The organism is Faecalibacillus sp. MSK20_93 (genome assembly GCF_020589945.1).
Taxonomy (GTDB): domain Bacteria; phylum Bacillota_I; class Bacilli_A; order Erysipelotrichales; family Coprobacillaceae; genus Faecalibacillus; species Faecalibacillus intestinalis.
In genome coordinates this window covers 1-15,246 of the sequence record NZ_JAJDKA010000012.1, presented here as the reverse complement: position 1 = coordinate 15,246, position 15,246 = coordinate 1, and the positions used below count along the sequence as shown (strand labels likewise).

Below are 15,246 nucleotides of genomic sequence, written 5' to 3'. Positions count from 1 at the left end.
CTGCTAACATATCAAAAGACAAAACAAGTTTTGATACCAACAACAATGATAACATTTTTAATACGATTTGTGATAACACCGATATCTAAACAAAATCTTGATAAATCTCGATGTGTCCCTGTAATATATAAATGATCACCTGGTTTAATAGCATAATTTCCATCTGGAATAATTACATCTTCATTATGACTTACAGCACATACTAAAATATTTGTTTTTGTAATTTTATGGAATTGATTTAATTCAACTCCATTTAAACGACTTTGATCTTCTACAAAGAATTCAGCAAGCTCAACTTTTCCTCTTGAAAAAGTATCCACTTTAACAGCTGAAGGAAAAGATAAAACACGACAAATTTCACTTGCTGCTTCAAGTTCAGGATTAACGATCATTGAAAAACCTAATTGATTTCTCATAAAATCACGTTGTAATGAATAATCAGGATTTCTAACACGTGCAATAGTGTGTCTTGTTCCCATTTTTTTAGCCATTAATCCTGCTAAAATATTTAATTCATCTGAAGTAGTTACACAAATAATAAGGTTATCATCTTCTGCTCCTGCTTCCATTAATATATCCTATGAACTACCATTACCTACAACACCTATAACATCATATTGGTTTACAACTTATTCTACTTTAGTTGCATTTTGATCAACAACAATAATATCATGATCTTCATTTGACATATGTTTAATAAGTGTTTTTCCGACTTTACCGGCTCCCAAAACAATGATTTTCATAAAAAATGAAACTCTTTAATACAGATAGATATTTTTACCCTTTTTCTTTAATTACTCAACCTATTTTGCATTAACCAAACTAAATATCAATGAAAAAATTATTTTTATACAGTATAATAAAAAACTCCACTATATCGTGGAATTTTCATTATTTTTCAACTGCATTATTTACAATAATACGGCTTGCTTGCATACGAGATAAATCTCTTTTGAATCCTTCTAAATCAATTTTTTCTAATACTTGTTCTTTAGTCATTTGATTAGCTTGTCCAACCATATTTAATTGTTCATCTAAAACTTCTTCAGTAACAACAATATTTTCAACAGCAATAATTTCATCAATTAAAGCTTCTAATTTAGCTTGTTGAGTAGCAGATGGTTTCATTTGTTCTCTTAATTTTTCTTCATCCATACCTGTCATTTGTAAGTATTGATCTAATTGAATTCCTTGAGCCATCATTTGATTCGCCATATAAGACATTTGTCTATCTAATGCCTCATCAATTGCATCATCATCTAATTCAACTTCACTATCTGCCATGAAAGCATCAAAAATTGTATTTTCTTTTTGTGCTTCATATTGTTGATCATGTTGTTGTTGTAAACCTTCATTAATATAAGCTTTTAAATCTTCAACTGTTTTAATTTCAGGTACACCTAAACCTTCAACAAAATCATCATTTAATTCAGCTTCTTTTTTTACAGATAATTTTTTAACTGTTACTTTGAAAACAACATCTTGTCCAGCTAAATCTTCTGCTTGATAATTTTCTGGGAAAGTTAAGTTTAAATCTCTTGTTTCATTAACTTTCATACCAATCATTTGTTCTTCAAACCCTGGAATAAATGATCCTGAACCAATTTCTAAATCATAATCATTTCCTGTTCCACCTTCAAAAGCAACATCATCTTTTAAACCAACAAAATCGATTGTAGCGATATCACCGTTTTCAACAGTATCTCCATCTTTTTCTTCTGTTTGACTTGATTGAGTTAAAATCATTTGAATTTGTTGTTCAACTTCTTCATTAGATACAGGTACTTTTTCTACTTTAAATTCAATTCCTTTATAGTTACCTAATTTAATTACTTTACTCATTTATCTATTTCCTTTCATTATATGCCTGTTTATTCTATCATAAAGAAAACTTATTGTCTTTATTTAATCTTAATATCCTTAATATTATTTAAAGTAATTGTTGAATATCCTGACATATCTGTTTCGGTTGTAATATTTTCATGATTTAAATAATCTTCAACATTTAATTCAATAATACGATCATCATCTAAAACCAATTTACATCTTGACATACGATCTAATGAAAGTGGGACATTAACAATTTCATCATCTTCTTCAATTCCTAGATCTCTCATAATCGTTTCAACTTCTTCTTGTGCGTTATAATCATCACCCATGACCTTCTTCGCAATTTCCATTGGTTTTAATGGTAAATGTTCCATCACTAAATCAATCATTTCTTTTTTGACCATAGCTGTAGGATCACCTTCAAAAACATTATATTCACTATCGACTTTTTTAACGACTTTATTGACAATACTCATTTTTTGTTTATCTGTTAATTTAGGTTCACCTTTAATATATTGTTCATTAAGATAATAGCCTGGTTTTCCATCTATTTGAAATCTTTTTTCAATTAAAGAAACTGTGTTTTTATCAACATTGATAATAATTGCTTCTTCAACAGCTGAAGTTTTAGGTGGAAGACTTTGTCTATTAACAAATTTAATAAATCTTTTACCATCTACTTCTTCCACAATAGAAATAGGTGTCACTTTATAATTTAACTTCATGATGAGAATCATCTTTTCTCCATCTACTTTACATTCAACAAACATTAAATTACTATTAGGCATTTCTTCTACATATTTGCTGACAGCAAATAGATCTTGAGCAATCTTTTTAGATTCAACAATAAATTGTTCATCATCAATGATCATATTTCTAGCTGCTTGTAATAAATGATGTTCACTTCCTACAATGAGTTCTTTAATGGTTGTATTCGTTAAACATTTTTCTATTTTTTTATCATAATATTCAGTTGTTCCCTCTATTAAATCAATAAATTGATCAGAGTAAATAATTTGACTATGTTCCATATCGAGCATATGAATTAATATCTTATCTATAATTGTTGTATTCATCTTTATCACCGAATGTAGTATATCATAATTTTTTATTTTAATATATAATGGATGTGGTGAAGTCTATGAAAATTATAATTGCTGATGCAAAAAGTTTAAAAGAAAAGCATTTTCCTATTGAAAAACAAACACCATTGTTTTTTAATAAAGCAGAATCTTTAAGAAAACAATTAAAAGAATTAGATATTGATCAAATTCATGATTTGATGAAGATTTCTTTTAAACAATCTTCATTAATTTATGATTATTTTCATAATGAGGAAACTTTTGCAGCCATAAATTTATTTAATGGCGTTGTTTTTAAACAGCTTGATTTAAAGAATTATCAAAAAGAAGAATGGGATTATTTAGATAAGCATTTACTAATTAATTCTCCACTTTATGGAATTTTACGTTATAATGATGCTGTAAATTATCATCGTTTAGAAATGAAACATAAATTAAATGAAATAAATTTATATCAATATTGGTATAAAGAACTAAATGATTATTTAAAAAATGAAGATATTATTCTTTCTTTAAGTACGAAAGAATATGAAAAAATGTTTGATCTTCCAATCATTCAACTTGATTTTGTGATAAGAAATGGGCATACTTTTAAACGAAATGCCGTGTATTTAAAAAAAGCTAGAGGAATGATACTCAATTATTTGATTGAACATCATATTGAAGATATTGAACAAATAAAAGAAATTGTGATCGATGATTATCATTTTAGTGAAGATGATTCAAATGATGATCATTGGGTTTTTATAAAAAATGAAAAAATGAAATACATCAAAAAATAGGAGGTTATTTATCATGTATAAAGTTGGTGTTTTAGGCGCAGGTACATGGGGGATGGCTGTCGCAAGAGTGTTATGCAATCGTCATCATTCAGTGATGGTTTGGTCGGCTTTACCTCAAGAAATTGAATATATTCAAAAAAACAGAACACATCCAAAATTACCTGAATTAGAAATTCCTGATGATATGGAATTTACAACAGATATTAAAGAAGTATGCAATAGCGAGTATTTAGTGGTTGCTGTTCCTTCCATTTTTATGAGAAGTACAATGGAAACAGCTAAAGATTATATTAAAGAGCAAATCTTAATCGATCTTGCTAAAGGGGTTGAAAAAGATAGTCTTTATACAATGTCTGAAATTATTCGAGATGTTTTAGGAAATCAAGCAAAAATCGTAGCTCTATCAGGTCCAACCCATGCTGAAGAAGTTGTAAGAGATATGCCTTCAACCATTGTTTCAGCTTGTGATGATTTAGAAGTTGCTGAAAAAGTACAAAATCTTTTCCAAGATACATGCATGCGTGTTTATACAAACATTGATGTCCGCGGGGTTGAATTATGTGGTGCTTTAAAAAATATCATTGCTTTAGCAGCTGGTATTTCCCATGGGTTAAATTATGGTGATAACACTCGTGCTGCCCTTATTACGCGTGGTCTTTCTGAAATGACACGTTTAGGAACAACAATGGGATGCCTTGAACAAACATTCCATGGTCTTGCCGGAATTGGTGATTTGATTGTCACAGCAACAAGCGTGCATAGTCGTAACTTTAAATGTGGAACATTAATTGGACAAGGTTACAATGTTGATGACGCTACAAAAGAAGTTGGTATGGTCGTTGAAGGTTTAAACGCTTTACCTGCTGCAATGCAACTTGCTAAAAGATATGATGTAGAAATGCCAATTACTGCCATGGTCGATGCTATTGTTAAAGGTAAAGTTAGTCCAAATGAAGCAGTCAAGGCATTAATGAATCGTGATCGAAAAACAGAGCTAACAAAGTCTGTTGCAGATATTAATTTTGAAAATAGTATTATTAAAAGTAAAAGAGGGTTAGGTATGAAAAGAGTTATTACTTATGGTACATTTGATTTATTACATTACGGACATATTAATTTATTAAAACGTGCGAAAGCTTTAGGTGATTATTTAATTGTTGCTGTTTCAACTGATGAATTTACACGTTTGAAAAAAGATAAAAAATGTTATTTCTCTTATGAACAAAGAAAAGGTCTACTAGAATCTGTACGTTTTGTAGATTTAGTTATTCCTGAAGAAAATTGGGATCAAAAAATCAAAGATATTAAAGAATATCATATTGATACTTTTGTTATTGGAGATGATTGGAAAGGTAAATTTGATTATCTAAAAGATGAGGGTGTAGAAGTTATTTATTTACCAAGAACTCCTGAAATTTCTACAACTCAAATTAAAGAAGATTTACATCATACAGAAGAAAAATAAAGGCTATAGCAATCGCTATAGCTTCTTTTTTATAAAGGATTGTTATGAAAAAATCATAACAATCCTTTTTGATTTAAATAGTTTTCTAAAAATTCAAAGAATCTTTCCATTTGTTGGTCAGTTCCAATCGTAACTCTTAAATACTGATCAATCAATGGTTTATTCCAATGACGCACAATAATGCCTTCTTTTCTAAGTGCTAAAAATAATTCTTCCCCATCAATCTTTGGATGTTTTACAAATACAAAGTTAGCATAACTATCTGGAACCACAAATCCTAATTCTTTTAGTTTCGTTTTTGTATATTCTCTTGTTTTAATTACTTTTTGACATTTTTCTTTCATATCTTGACTATTTAAAACAGAAACAAGTCCAATTTGTTGAGTTATATAATCAATAGGATACGAGTTAAAAGAATTTTTCACATCATATAGATGAGAAATAGCTTCTTTATTTCCTAAAGCTACTCCTAATCTAGCTCCAGCAAAAGATCTTGATTTAGAAAACGTTTGAATAACCACTAAATTTTCATATTGATGAATAAGTGGGACACATGATTGTCCTCCAAAATCAATATAAGCTTCATCTACAACAACGATACTTTCTGGATTACTTTTTAAAACTTCTTCAATAAAATCTAATGAAACGAGTAATCCTGTTGGTGCATTTGGATTAGGAAAAATAATTCCTGAATTTGGTTGTTTAAAATCTTCAACATGCATTTTAAAATCTTGATCCAAAATAATTTCTTTATAATTCATTTGGTAAAGATCACAATAAACTGGATAAAATGAATAAGAAATATTTGGAAATAATACTGGATTACTTCCATTAAAAAATGTTAAAAATGTAAGTGCTAAAACTTCATCTGAACCATTTCCTAAAAAAACTTGTTCATCTTTTAAACCATGATACTTAGCTAAAGCATGTCTTAATTCTTCTCCATCACTATTTGGATAAAGTTTTAATTTTTCAATATCGATTTCTTTTAAAATATCTTTTATTTGTTTACATGGACCATATGGATTTTCATTCGTATTTAATTTAATCATATTGTTGATTTTTGGTTGTTCACCTGCTACATATGGTTCTACTTGTCTTAATTTATCTTGCCAACTCATTGTTATTCCCCTTCTAACATATCGTTGATGACTTCATAAACATAATCAACTTGTTTTTCTGTCTTTTCTTTTATTTGTTTTTCTACACGATTAAAAGTATAAGCATGATCAGCTTTTTCAAACATATCTAAATCATTATAAGAATCTCCTATACAATAAGAAATCACTTCTTGATCCAATAATGAACAAAGCTTTTTAAGTCCACTTCCTTTAGTACAATCTACTGTAATATCTAAATAAACAACATTGAGTGTTGCATGAATACCTACATATTTTTGGTGGATTTGTTTTTGAATTTCAAGTATTTCATCTAATTTTTCTTGTGGATGAAAAGCACATACAATATCAATATCATCTTGAGTATGATCTAATATTTCTAAAAAATCACCTGCTATTTCTTGATAACCATTTTCTGTTAAAATACATGTTTTTTGATTTATATATCCATATGTTTGTTGACCATCAAAAAATGTATAATTTAGATAAGGATATTTTTGATAGCTTTCTTTAAGTATTTCTTTAGCAATTTCATTTTTTATTTGTTTTCGATAAAGAACTTGATCATTTTGATCAACAATCATTGCTCCATTATTTAAAACAAGATAATCATATTCAAAATGTGGTGTGACAAGTTTTGTTTCTTGAATATTTCTTCCTGTACAAAATGAAAAATAATGACCTTGTGTTCTTAATTTTTTTACAGCTTCTTGATCTTTATAAGTAATGGGTAAATTGCCCTTAGCAATTGTTCCATCAATATCACTAAATAATATTTTTTTCATATCTTCTCCTTAAGCTAAGTCTAAAAATAATTGATATAAACGATCCTGATTTTCATTTTTTTCAATTAAAGCTTCTTCAATATTTTTAGATATAATTTGATTATCTTTCATGCAGATACATAAACCACTTTTTCTTTTTTCTAATAAACAAATGGCTTCTTCTGCCATTTTAGATGCTAAAATACGATCTTCAGGAACAGGTGATCCACCTCTTTGAATATGTCCCAAAACAATTGATCTTCCTGAATATCCAGTTTCTTCGCTAATACGATTAGCTAGTTTTTCAACATCTAATATTTTTTCACTTACAATAATTATCGCATGTTTTTTATGATACTCTTCTTCACATATTTTAAGTTCTTCAATAATTTTATTTTCATCATACTCTGTTTTATCTGTAATAACAATTTCACTACCACATGCAATTGCAGAATAAATAGCAAGATTATCTGCATGATTTCCCATAACTTCAACAACAAAGCAGCGATGATGTGAACTAGACGTATCTCTTAATTTATTAACAGCATCGATAATGTTATAAAGTGCCGTATGAAAGCCTATTGTTTCATCTGTTCCATTAATATCATTATCAATTGTTCCAGGAATAGCAATACAATCAATTCCTTTTTGACTAAGTGCTAAAGCTCCTTTATAACTTCCATCTCCCCCAATAACAACAAGCCCATCTATCCCTCTTTGTTTAAGCTGATGAATTGTTTGTTCTTGAACTTTATCTTCCTTAAATGAAGGTAATCTTGAAGATTCTAAAATAGTTCCCCCTTTAGATAATATTTCAGAAACATCACTATACCCTAATTTTTTGATATTCCCTGCTACTAATCCTTTATATCCTTCATAAACACCATAAACCTCAAAACCTCTTTTTATTCCTACACGAACAATAGCACGAATAGCCCCATTCATTCCTGGTGCATCTCCTCCTGAGGTTAAAACTGCAATTTTTCTCATCGATTCACCTACTTTTCCCCTATAATTATCCCTATTATACTTGTTTTACATAAAAAGAAAAAGCCAATTTCTTGGCTTTATATAAATTTTTCTAAATTTAAATTTGAATCATAAGAAAATTTTAAACGATATGTATCTTTATAATTAAATATTCTTATTGAAGATTGATCGTTTCCTTTTGATTGTGTCATTCCTTTTCCATAATGAGAAAGTGTTTCTTTTGAAATTTCAGCTTCATTATTTTTTAAATCATTTAATGTTTTTTGAATTAATTCTTGATTATCTTTTTCATTAAATAGTGTAATGATTTGATTTATTTTTGTAACTTGTTGATTTAATTGTTGATAGCCATCATCTAATTGTTGAATATCATTTAAATGATATTCAAACTGTAATTGGCTTTCTTTTGATAAATCATAATCATAAGAAATACTCATTGTATTTTGTTTATCTAAAGAAATATCATATTGAACAGATACATAAAGATTATTATTATCTGTTATTTGAAACAAATATTCTGAATCCATATTTTTTGTTCCAACTATTTTTTCTAAAGACGATTCCATGTTATTAATCTTATTGACATATTTTTTACTATTTTTAACATTTTTTGAAAATTCTTTTAAGGAATCATATTGATATACAACTGTTTCTTGATTTGATTTTGTATATGTTTTTAATGTTGCTGTTTGATTGATTCCACTATCAGATAATGCATTAAATGCAAAGAAATAAGAAATTCCCATAGGTAAGAAAACAAGTGCAATAATCAAAATTGGATAAATGAATGCGTATTTTCTTTTAGGAGTACGTTTCATTGGTTGATAGCCAGATTGAGGTGTTCCACAATAAGGACATACTTTTGCATTACTTGGTATATTTTTATGGCATTTTGGACATTTTTTCATATTTTATCAATCCTTTCTTTTAATCTTGGTATATTTGGTCTAGCCAAGATGAAAGTTTATCAATATAATCCTGTTTCTTTTCTTTTTGTTTTTTGCTTGGTAATGAATAATAATCTTCATCTAAAAAAGTATATTGATCTACAAATTTCCCATTGATCACTAATTTTAAAGTAGGTGTCCATGAAAAATCAAGTTTTTTTCTCATTTGGTTATATCGAGATTTTTCTTTTTTTGTTGCTTCTTGACTATTCGCTTGATCTCGATATTCTTTAATATTGAAATAATAAAGATAAACTCCTTTATTTTTCTTTAAATATTTTTTTAAATAAGGTTCAAATTCTTGACAATCTTTACAATCAGGTCTTCCAACATATAAAACAAAATCTTCTTTTTGATTTATTTTCTTTAAAACATCATCATAATTGATTTCTATGATTTGATTTTTTGATAAATCTTTCTGTATAGTATGAGTGGATGTAGTATGACTACACCCACTTAATATACCTATTAAAAATGAAATCAATATGAACTTATTGATTATTTTAATAAAGATTCTCCATCCATTTCTTCAGGAATTGGTAAACCTAATAATTGTAACATTGTTGGAGCTAAATCTCCTAATTTTCCGCCTTCTTTTAATCCTACATGAGAATTAGTAACAATTAAAGGTACAACATTTGTTGTATGAGCAGTGAATGGATTTCCATCTGCATCTAATTCTTCTTCAGCATTACCATGGTCAGCAGTAATTAACATAGTTCCACCTAATTCAAGAACTTTTTCATATACTTCACCGATACATTCATCAACAACGCTAACAGCTTTGATTGCTGCAGGAATAACACCAGTATGTCCTACCATGTCACAGTTTGCAAAGTTAACAATTACAACATCATGAATATCTTTATCTAATTCAGCAATTAATTTATCTTTTACTTCATAAGCTGACATTTCAGGTTGTAAATCATAAGTAGCAACTTTTGGTGAATTAACTAATACACGAGTAGCTCCTTCGATTTCTTTATCAACTCCACCGTCAAAGAAGAAAGTTACGTGAGCATATTTTTCAGTTTCAGCAATACGTAATTGTTTTAAACCTTGAGCTGATAAGTAATCACCTAATGTATTTGTAAGTTCAGGTGAAACGAATGCGATTTCTCCATTAACACTATCAGCATATTTCATCATACATACGAATTCTAAATCTTTAACTTGTTTTTCAGGTACATATCCTTCATAGAATGTAGGATTTGTGATTACTGTAGCTAATTGGATTGCTCTATCTGGTCTGAAGTTAGCGAAGATTACTGAATCTCCATCATCAATTGTTCCTTCAACGTTTTTGTTGTAACCAGGGATAACGAATTCATCTAAAACATCTTTAGCATAAGAATCTTTTACATATTGAACTGGACATTCGAAAGATTCACCTTCTTGACATACGATTGCATCGTAAGCTAATTTAACACGATCAAATCTTTTATCTCTGTCCATTGCATAGTATCTACCAGAAATTGATGCAATTTGTCCAACACCGATTTCTTCAATTTTTTCTTGTAATTCTTTTACGAAATCAACACCACTATCAGGAGCAACATCTCTTCCGTCTAAGAAAGCATGTACATATACTTTATCTAAACCTTGTTGTTTAGCTAATTCTAATAAACCATAGATATGTTCATTTGATGAGTGAACACCACCATTTGATAATAATCCCCAAATATGTAATTTAGAACCATTATCTTTAGCATGTTGAATTGCTTTTAAGAATTTTTCATTTTCAAAGAAAGTTTTTTCATTTAAAGCTTTATTAATTAAAGTTAATGATTGATAAACAGTTCTTCCTGCTCCAATATTTAAATGCCCAACTTCACTATTTCCCATTTGTCCATCAGGTAAACCAACTGGCATACCACTAGCTGAAATAGTTGTGTTTGGGTACATAGCCATTAAATCATCTAAGTTAGGTGTATTAGCAAGTCTTACAGCATTACCATTAATGCTTTCAGAAATACCATAACCATCCATAATACATAATACGATAGGTCTTTTTTTCATTTTTTTGTTTCCTCCATTAATACGTTATACATATTATCATTTTTGTTATCGTGTTTCAATTCATTTAGCTATATAAAATCAGTATTTTTTATTTCATTTCTTTTTAGTTTTTTGTGGTGTAGCAAGCAATGAAACACCGCAAAAAGTAATGAATAAAGGCCAGTATTCTTGAATATAATAAACAATAATTGAAACAATACCTTTGAATTCATTTGTTCGATCTAACGTTAAGATGATTCCCAAAACAATCAAAACAATACCACAATTTTTTTTAATATTCATTTTATCCACCTAGTTTTATTTTATCTTGGATAAAATAAAAAAGATGTCCAAAAAAATCATACGATTTCTTTAAATATCTTTTTTGCATAATCTAGTAATTGAATGATATTGACTTCTTCTTGTCCTTTTTGTGAAAAAACATAAACTTTATCGTCCTCAAAAAAATCAAAACGATTTGAATGGATAATACTATTAATATCTTTTCTTCTTTCTTGATTTAAAGTAATAAATTGATTTTCACACATTTTTCTTAGAATAATACACAAAGAAGCAAGTGATAATTCTAATTGACACTTTGTTTTTAAAAGATCCCTTTCAATTATATAATTAGCTATCTCTTGATTATTTTTTAATCTATTTAATTGATTTAAAATCATTTCTACTTTAACAACCTCTATATTTAATTGTTCTAAATAACAACTTAACTTTATTTGCCTTTTATTCATTCTTAAGCTCCTTATAAATTGATAACAGTTGTTTAGCATATAAAACAAGTGATAATAACATCAACATAATACAAACAAAAATTGAAATAGTTGCAAAAATAGAATTTGGAATATGTATTCCAATTAATACGATTGCGACAACATCAAAGATAGCAGTAGAAATTTTCCCCCACCATGAAGCTCCTTGGACCTTTGCTCCTTTTTCATATAAATAAAGTCCCCCTAAAGCCAGCATTCCATCTTTTAAAACAATGATAAGAAGTAATAACCACATCCATGAATACGTATAAACTAAAACAAACGCAACCGTAAATTGTGTCAATTTATCAGCGATTGGATCTATAACTTTCCCAAAATCAGTAATCATCTGGTAATGTCTTGCAATGTAGCCATCTAAAAAATCAGATAGACCTGAAATAATTAAAATAGTAGCACATATATAATAATCTTCTTTACTTCCAGCTAAAAAATAGCGATGTAAAAAAATAGGAATAAGTATTATTCTTAAATAGCATAAACAATTAGGTATATTAAATAATTCTTTAAGTCTTATTTTTTTCATAATTTTCACCTTCTATATTAGTAATATAATCTTACAGTTTAATGATAAAAATTTCAACCTAAACAAAAAAAGGGAGATTTCTCCCTCATTAATTTTAATATTCTTTTTCTAATAAAGCTGCAGCTGCTTTATCAATAATTACAGTTACATCTTTATGATTTTGTAATACACTAGCTGGTAATTCTGGAGTTACAGGTCCTTCAATCATTCCTTTAACAGCATTTTCTTTATTTTTACCACAAGCAATTAAAACAACACTTTTAGCATCCATAATATTTTGAATTCCCATAGAGATTGCTTGTTTTGGAACAGCATCTTCATCTCCATTAAAGAATAATCTTGCATTGTCTTTAATAGTACTTTCTTTTAAATCAACATAATGTGTTTTTGAATTAAAATCAGTTCCTGGTTCATTGAATCCAATATGTCCATTTGAACCAATTCCTAATAATTGAATATCAATTGGATTTTCAGCTAACATTTTATTATATTCATCACAGTTTTCTTGAATATTTCCTTGTCCACATGGAACATGAACATTTTCATCTTTAATATCAATTCCATTGAATAAGTTTTTATACATAAAATAATGATAACTTTGTGGATGACTTGCATCTAATCCAAAATATTCATCTAAGTTATATGATTTAACATCTTTATATGATGTATGATTTTTTTCATGATCTTCTCTTAATAATTCATACATTCTAACAGGTGTAGATCCTGTAGCTAATCCTAAAATACTTTTTGGTTTTTCCTTTACTTGATTAATAAAAATTTTTGCTGCTTCTTGGCTTGCTTCTTCATAATTTTCAACAATAATAACTTTCATTGCAAACTCCTCCTCGATAACATCTTATCATGTCTAGACAAACAATTCAATAAATACTTGTTTTTTTTCTTAAAAAGTCCTTTCGTACAATGAAAATATCTTTATTTTTCAATAAAAATAGGTTAGAATTGGAATGTAAATATGGAGGTGTTTAATACTATGATTAAAGGTATTGGGGCTTCTAGTGGTATTGCAATTGCTAAAGCATACAAACTAGTTATGCCTGATTTAACTGTAACACAAAACACTGTAGAAGATGTTGCAGCTGAAATCAAAAAATTTGAAGATTGTATGGCTGAAACAGCTAAACAATTAGAAGCAATTAAAGAAGCTGCTTCTAAAAACTTATCAGCTGAAGAAGCTGCTGTATTTGATGCTCATGCATTAGTACTTCAAGATCCTGAATTAAAAACACAAGTTTTAGACAAAATCAATAATGAAAAATTATGTGCTGAAGCTGCATTAGATGCAGTTGCAAATAGTTTCATTGCAATGTTTGAAATGATGGATGATGATTATTTTAGAGAAAGAGCTGCTGATATTAAAGACGTTTCTCGTCGTTTATTAGCTAACTTACTTGGTAAACCATTACCAAACCCTGCTTTAATTGATGAAGAAGTTGTTATTATCGCTGATGATTTAACTCCTTCTGATACAGCACAATTAAATAAAAACTTAGTTAGAGGATTTGCTACTAATATTGGTGGTAGAACTTCTCACTCAGCTATCATGGCTCGTTCTTTAGAAATTCCTGCAGTTGTTGCTTGTAAAACAATTACAGAAGAAGTTAAAGATGGAGATTTAATTGTTCTTGATGGTATTGAAGGAACAGTTATGATCAATCCTGATGAAACAACTGTTAAAGAATATGAAACTAAACGTGCTGAATTCATCGCTTATAAAGAAGAATTAAAGAAATTAGTTAATGAAAAAACAATTACTACTGATGGACATCAAGTTGAATTAGTTGCTAACATTGGTTCAGCAAAAGATTTAGCAGGTGTTAAAGAAAATGGTGGTGAAGGTGTTGGATTATTCAGAACTGAATTCTTATATATGGAATCTGCTGAATTACCAACTGAAGAACAACAATTTGAAGTTTATAAAGAAGTATTAGAAGGTATGGAAGGTAAACCTGTTGTTGTTAGAACATTAGATATCGGTGGAGATAAAGAAATCGAAGCTATCGATTTACCAAAAGAAATGAATCCATTCTTAGGTGTTCGTGCAATCCGTTTATGTTTCCAAAGAGAAGATATCTTTAGAACTCAATTAAGAGCATTACTTAGAGCATCAGTTTATGGTGATTTAAGAATCATGTTCCCTATGATTGCTACTTTACAAGAATTCCGTAAAGCTAAAGGAATCTTAATGGAAGAAAAAGAAAAATTAGTTGCTGAAGGTGTTAAAGTAAGTGATACATTACAAGTTGGTATCATGATTGAAATTCCTGCAGCTGCTGTATTAGCTCATAAATTTGCTAAAGAAGTTGATTTCTTCTCAGTAGGAACAAATGACTTAGTACAATATACATTTGCAGCAGACAGAATGTCTTCTGGTGTAAGTTATTTATATCAACCATTCAACCCATCAATCTTAAACTTATTAAAACATGTCATCGATTCAGCACATGCTGAAGGTAAATGGGCTGGTATGTGTGGAGAAATGGCTGGTGAAGCTATTGCAGCTCCATTATTACTTGGTTTAGGATTAGATGAATTCTCTATGTCAGCTACTTCAATCTTAGCTCAAAGAAAATTAATTAAGAGCGTATCAAAAGCTGATATGGAAGCTTTAGTAGAAAAAGCATTAGATTGTGCTACTTCTGAAGAAGTTGTTGAATTAGTTAAATCTACAGTAAAAATGTAATAATAAAGACCTCGAAAAGAGGTCTTTTTTTTACTAATTTCCAATAATAATTCATACAAAAAGTCAAGATATTCAAATAATTTCAGAAAGTTTATAAACATCAAATAATAGCAACTCAAAATTATCTTTATTTTATATGATGCAATAAAGCATATCAGAAAAAAAAGTCATACCGCAATGGTATGACCTGTCAAGGATCATGTAAAAACATAAAAAAAAAGAAGGAACTGGCAACGAGCTATTTTCGCACAATGTACT

General features: G+C 28.6%; 15 protein-coding genes and 2 pseudogenes. 4 read left to right on the top strand and 13 right to left on the bottom strand.

Features of this window, described 5'->3' with window-relative positions; all coding sequences use genetic code 11:
* Window positions 1-11: 11 nt before the first annotated feature.
* The 3 genes and pseudogenes from LJD34_RS16745 to LJD34_RS05400 form a co-directional block, all read right to left on the bottom strand.
* Window positions 12-743, bottom strand: a pseudogene (locus tag LJD34_RS16745) (NAD-binding protein).
* A gap of 148 nt (window positions 744-891) precedes the next feature.
* Window positions 892-1,842, bottom strand: a complete 951-nt coding sequence (gene tig / locus LJD34_RS05405) for a trigger factor (protein ID WP_227359366.1) — start codon at window positions 1,840-1,842, stop codon at window positions 892-894.
* Between the two features lie 59 nt (window positions 1,843-1,901).
* A complete protein-coding gene (locus LJD34_RS05400) occupies window positions 1,902-2,906 on the bottom strand; it encodes a nucleoid-associated protein (protein WP_227359365.1) in 1,005 nt (334 codons plus the stop codon).
* Window positions 2,907-2,971: 65 nt separating this feature from the next.
* On the opposite strand from LJD34_RS05400, the gene LJD34_RS05395 reads away from it, so the two are divergent.
* From LJD34_RS05395 to tagD, 3 genes and pseudogenes are all read left to right on the top strand, one after another.
* On the top strand, window positions 2,972-3,694 hold the full coding sequence (locus LJD34_RS05395; protein WP_227359364.1) for a YaaA family protein: 723 nt from the start codon (window positions 2,972-2,974) through the stop codon (window positions 3,692-3,694).
* Window positions 3,695-3,707: 13 nt separating this feature from the next.
* Window positions 3,708-4,679 (top strand): annotated as a pseudogene (locus LJD34_RS05390) (NAD(P)H-dependent glycerol-3-phosphate dehydrogenase); the annotation flags it as partial.
* Between the two features lie 75 nt (window positions 4,680-4,754).
* The gene (gene tagD / locus LJD34_RS05385) at window positions 4,755-5,159 is read left to right on the top strand and encodes a glycerol-3-phosphate cytidylyltransferase (protein ID WP_032091818.1); all 405 of its coding nucleotides are present in this window, start codon (window positions 4,755-4,757) and stop codon (window positions 5,157-5,159) included.
* A gap of 53 nt (window positions 5,160-5,212) precedes the next feature.
* Here tagD and hisC read toward each other — a convergent pair whose 3' ends face one another.
* The 10 genes from hisC to nagB form a co-directional block, all read right to left on the bottom strand.
* A complete protein-coding gene (hisC, locus tag LJD34_RS05380) occupies window positions 5,213-6,280 on the bottom strand; it encodes a histidinol-phosphate transaminase (protein WP_227359363.1) in 1,068 nt (355 codons plus the stop codon).
* A 2-nt stretch (window positions 6,281-6,282) separates the two neighbouring features.
* A complete protein-coding gene (locus LJD34_RS05375; RefSeq protein WP_175301950.1) occupies window positions 6,283-7,062 on the bottom strand; it encodes an HAD-IIB family hydrolase in 780 nt (259 codons plus the stop codon).
* Between the two features lie 9 nt (window positions 7,063-7,071).
* Window positions 7,072-8,031: a 6-phosphofructokinase gene (pfkA, locus tag LJD34_RS05370; protein ID WP_227359362.1), complete on the bottom strand. Its 960-nt coding sequence runs from the start codon at window positions 8,029-8,031 to the stop codon at window positions 7,072-7,074.
* A 77-nt stretch (window positions 8,032-8,108) separates the two neighbouring features.
* The gene (locus LJD34_RS05365; RefSeq protein WP_227359361.1) at window positions 8,109-8,939 is read right to left on the bottom strand and encodes a zinc ribbon domain-containing protein; all 831 of its coding nucleotides are present in this window, start codon (window positions 8,937-8,939) and stop codon (window positions 8,109-8,111) included.
* 19 nt (window positions 8,940-8,958) lie between these two features.
* The gene (locus tag LJD34_RS05360) at window positions 8,959-9,462 is read right to left on the bottom strand and encodes a bacteriocin (RefSeq protein ID WP_227359360.1); all 504 of its coding nucleotides are present in this window, start codon (window positions 9,460-9,462) and stop codon (window positions 8,959-8,961) included.
* Between the two features lie 14 nt (window positions 9,463-9,476).
* Window positions 9,477-10,997 (bottom strand): 2,3-bisphosphoglycerate-independent phosphoglycerate mutase, encoded by a 1,521-nt coding sequence (gpmI, locus tag LJD34_RS05355; protein WP_032091749.1) that lies wholly within the window; start codon window positions 10,995-10,997, stop codon window positions 9,477-9,479.
* 93 nt (window positions 10,998-11,090) lie between these two features.
* A complete protein-coding gene (locus LJD34_RS05350; protein ID WP_022001335.1) occupies window positions 11,091-11,279 on the bottom strand; it encodes a hypothetical protein in 189 nt (62 codons plus the stop codon).
* 56 nt (window positions 11,280-11,335) lie between these two features.
* Entirely contained in the window at window positions 11,336-11,725 is a 390-nt protein-coding gene (locus LJD34_RS05345; RefSeq protein ID WP_032091750.1) for a hypothetical protein, read from the bottom strand.
* Complete coding sequence (locus tag LJD34_RS05340) at window positions 11,718-12,287, bottom strand: CDP-alcohol phosphatidyltransferase family protein (RefSeq protein ID WP_032091751.1); 570 nt, start codon at window positions 12,285-12,287, stop codon at window positions 11,718-11,720. The genes LJD34_RS05345 and LJD34_RS05340 overlap by 8 nt, the downstream gene beginning before the upstream one ends.
* A gap of 94 nt (window positions 12,288-12,381) precedes the next feature.
* A complete protein-coding gene (nagB, locus tag LJD34_RS05335) occupies window positions 12,382-13,119 on the bottom strand; it encodes a glucosamine-6-phosphate deaminase (protein ID WP_119362849.1) in 738 nt (245 codons plus the stop codon).
* Between the two features lie 159 nt (window positions 13,120-13,278).
* On the opposite strand from nagB, the gene ptsP reads away from it, so the two are divergent.
* Complete coding sequence (gene ptsP, locus LJD34_RS05330) at window positions 13,279-14,988, top strand: phosphoenolpyruvate--protein phosphotransferase (RefSeq protein WP_032091753.1); 1,710 nt, start codon at window positions 13,279-13,281, stop codon at window positions 14,986-14,988.
* Window positions 14,989-15,246: the final 258 nt, after the last annotated feature.

What these genes read in the sequence shown, in the direction of transcription:
- tig (WP_227359366.1), bottom strand. Translation starts at nt 1,842, where the DNA reads ATGAGTAAAGTAATTAAATTAGGTAACTATAAAGGAATTGAATTTAAA.
- LJD34_RS05400 (WP_227359365.1), bottom strand. Translation starts at nt 2,906, where the DNA reads ATGAATACAACAATTATAGATAAGATATTAATTCATATGCTCGATATG.
- LJD34_RS05395 (WP_227359364.1), top strand. Translation starts at nt 2,972, where the DNA reads ATGAAAATTATAATTGCTGATGCAAAAAGTTTAAAAGAAAAGCATTTT.
- tagD (WP_032091818.1), top strand. Translation starts at nt 4,755, where the DNA reads ATGAAAAGAGTTATTACTTATGGTACATTTGATTTATTACATTACGGA.
- hisC (WP_227359363.1), bottom strand. Translation starts at nt 6,280, where the DNA reads ATGAGTTGGCAAGATAAATTAAGACAAGTAGAACCATATGTAGCAGGT.
- LJD34_RS05375 (WP_175301950.1), bottom strand. Translation starts at nt 7,062, where the DNA reads ATGAAAAAAATATTATTTAGTGATATTGATGGAACAATTGCTAAGGGC.
- pfkA (WP_227359362.1), bottom strand. Translation starts at nt 8,031, where the DNA reads ATGAGAAAAATTGCAGTTTTAACCTCAGGAGGAGATGCACCAGGAATG.
- LJD34_RS05365 (WP_227359361.1), bottom strand. Translation starts at nt 8,939, where the DNA reads ATGAAAAAATGTCCAAAATGCCATAAAAATATACCAAGTAATGCAAAA.
- gpmI (WP_032091749.1), bottom strand. Translation starts at nt 10,997, where the DNA reads ATGAAAAAAAGACCTATCGTATTATGTATTATGGATGGTTATGGTATT.
- LJD34_RS05350 (WP_022001335.1), bottom strand. Translation starts at nt 11,279, where the DNA reads ATGAATATTAAAAAAAATTGTGGTATTGTTTTGATTGTTTTGGGAATC.
- LJD34_RS05345 (WP_032091750.1), bottom strand. Translation starts at nt 11,725, where the DNA reads ATGAATAAAAGGCAAATAAAGTTAAGTTGTTATTTAGAACAATTAAAT.
- LJD34_RS05340 (WP_032091751.1), bottom strand. Translation starts at nt 12,287, where the DNA reads ATGAAAAAAATAAGACTTAAAGAATTATTTAATATACCTAATTGTTTA.
- nagB (WP_119362849.1), bottom strand. Translation starts at nt 13,119, where the DNA reads ATGAAAGTTATTATTGTTGAAAATTATGAAGAAGCAAGCCAAGAAGCA.
- ptsP (WP_032091753.1), top strand. Translation starts at nt 13,279, where the DNA reads ATGATTAAAGGTATTGGGGCTTCTAGTGGTATTGCAATTGCTAAAGCA.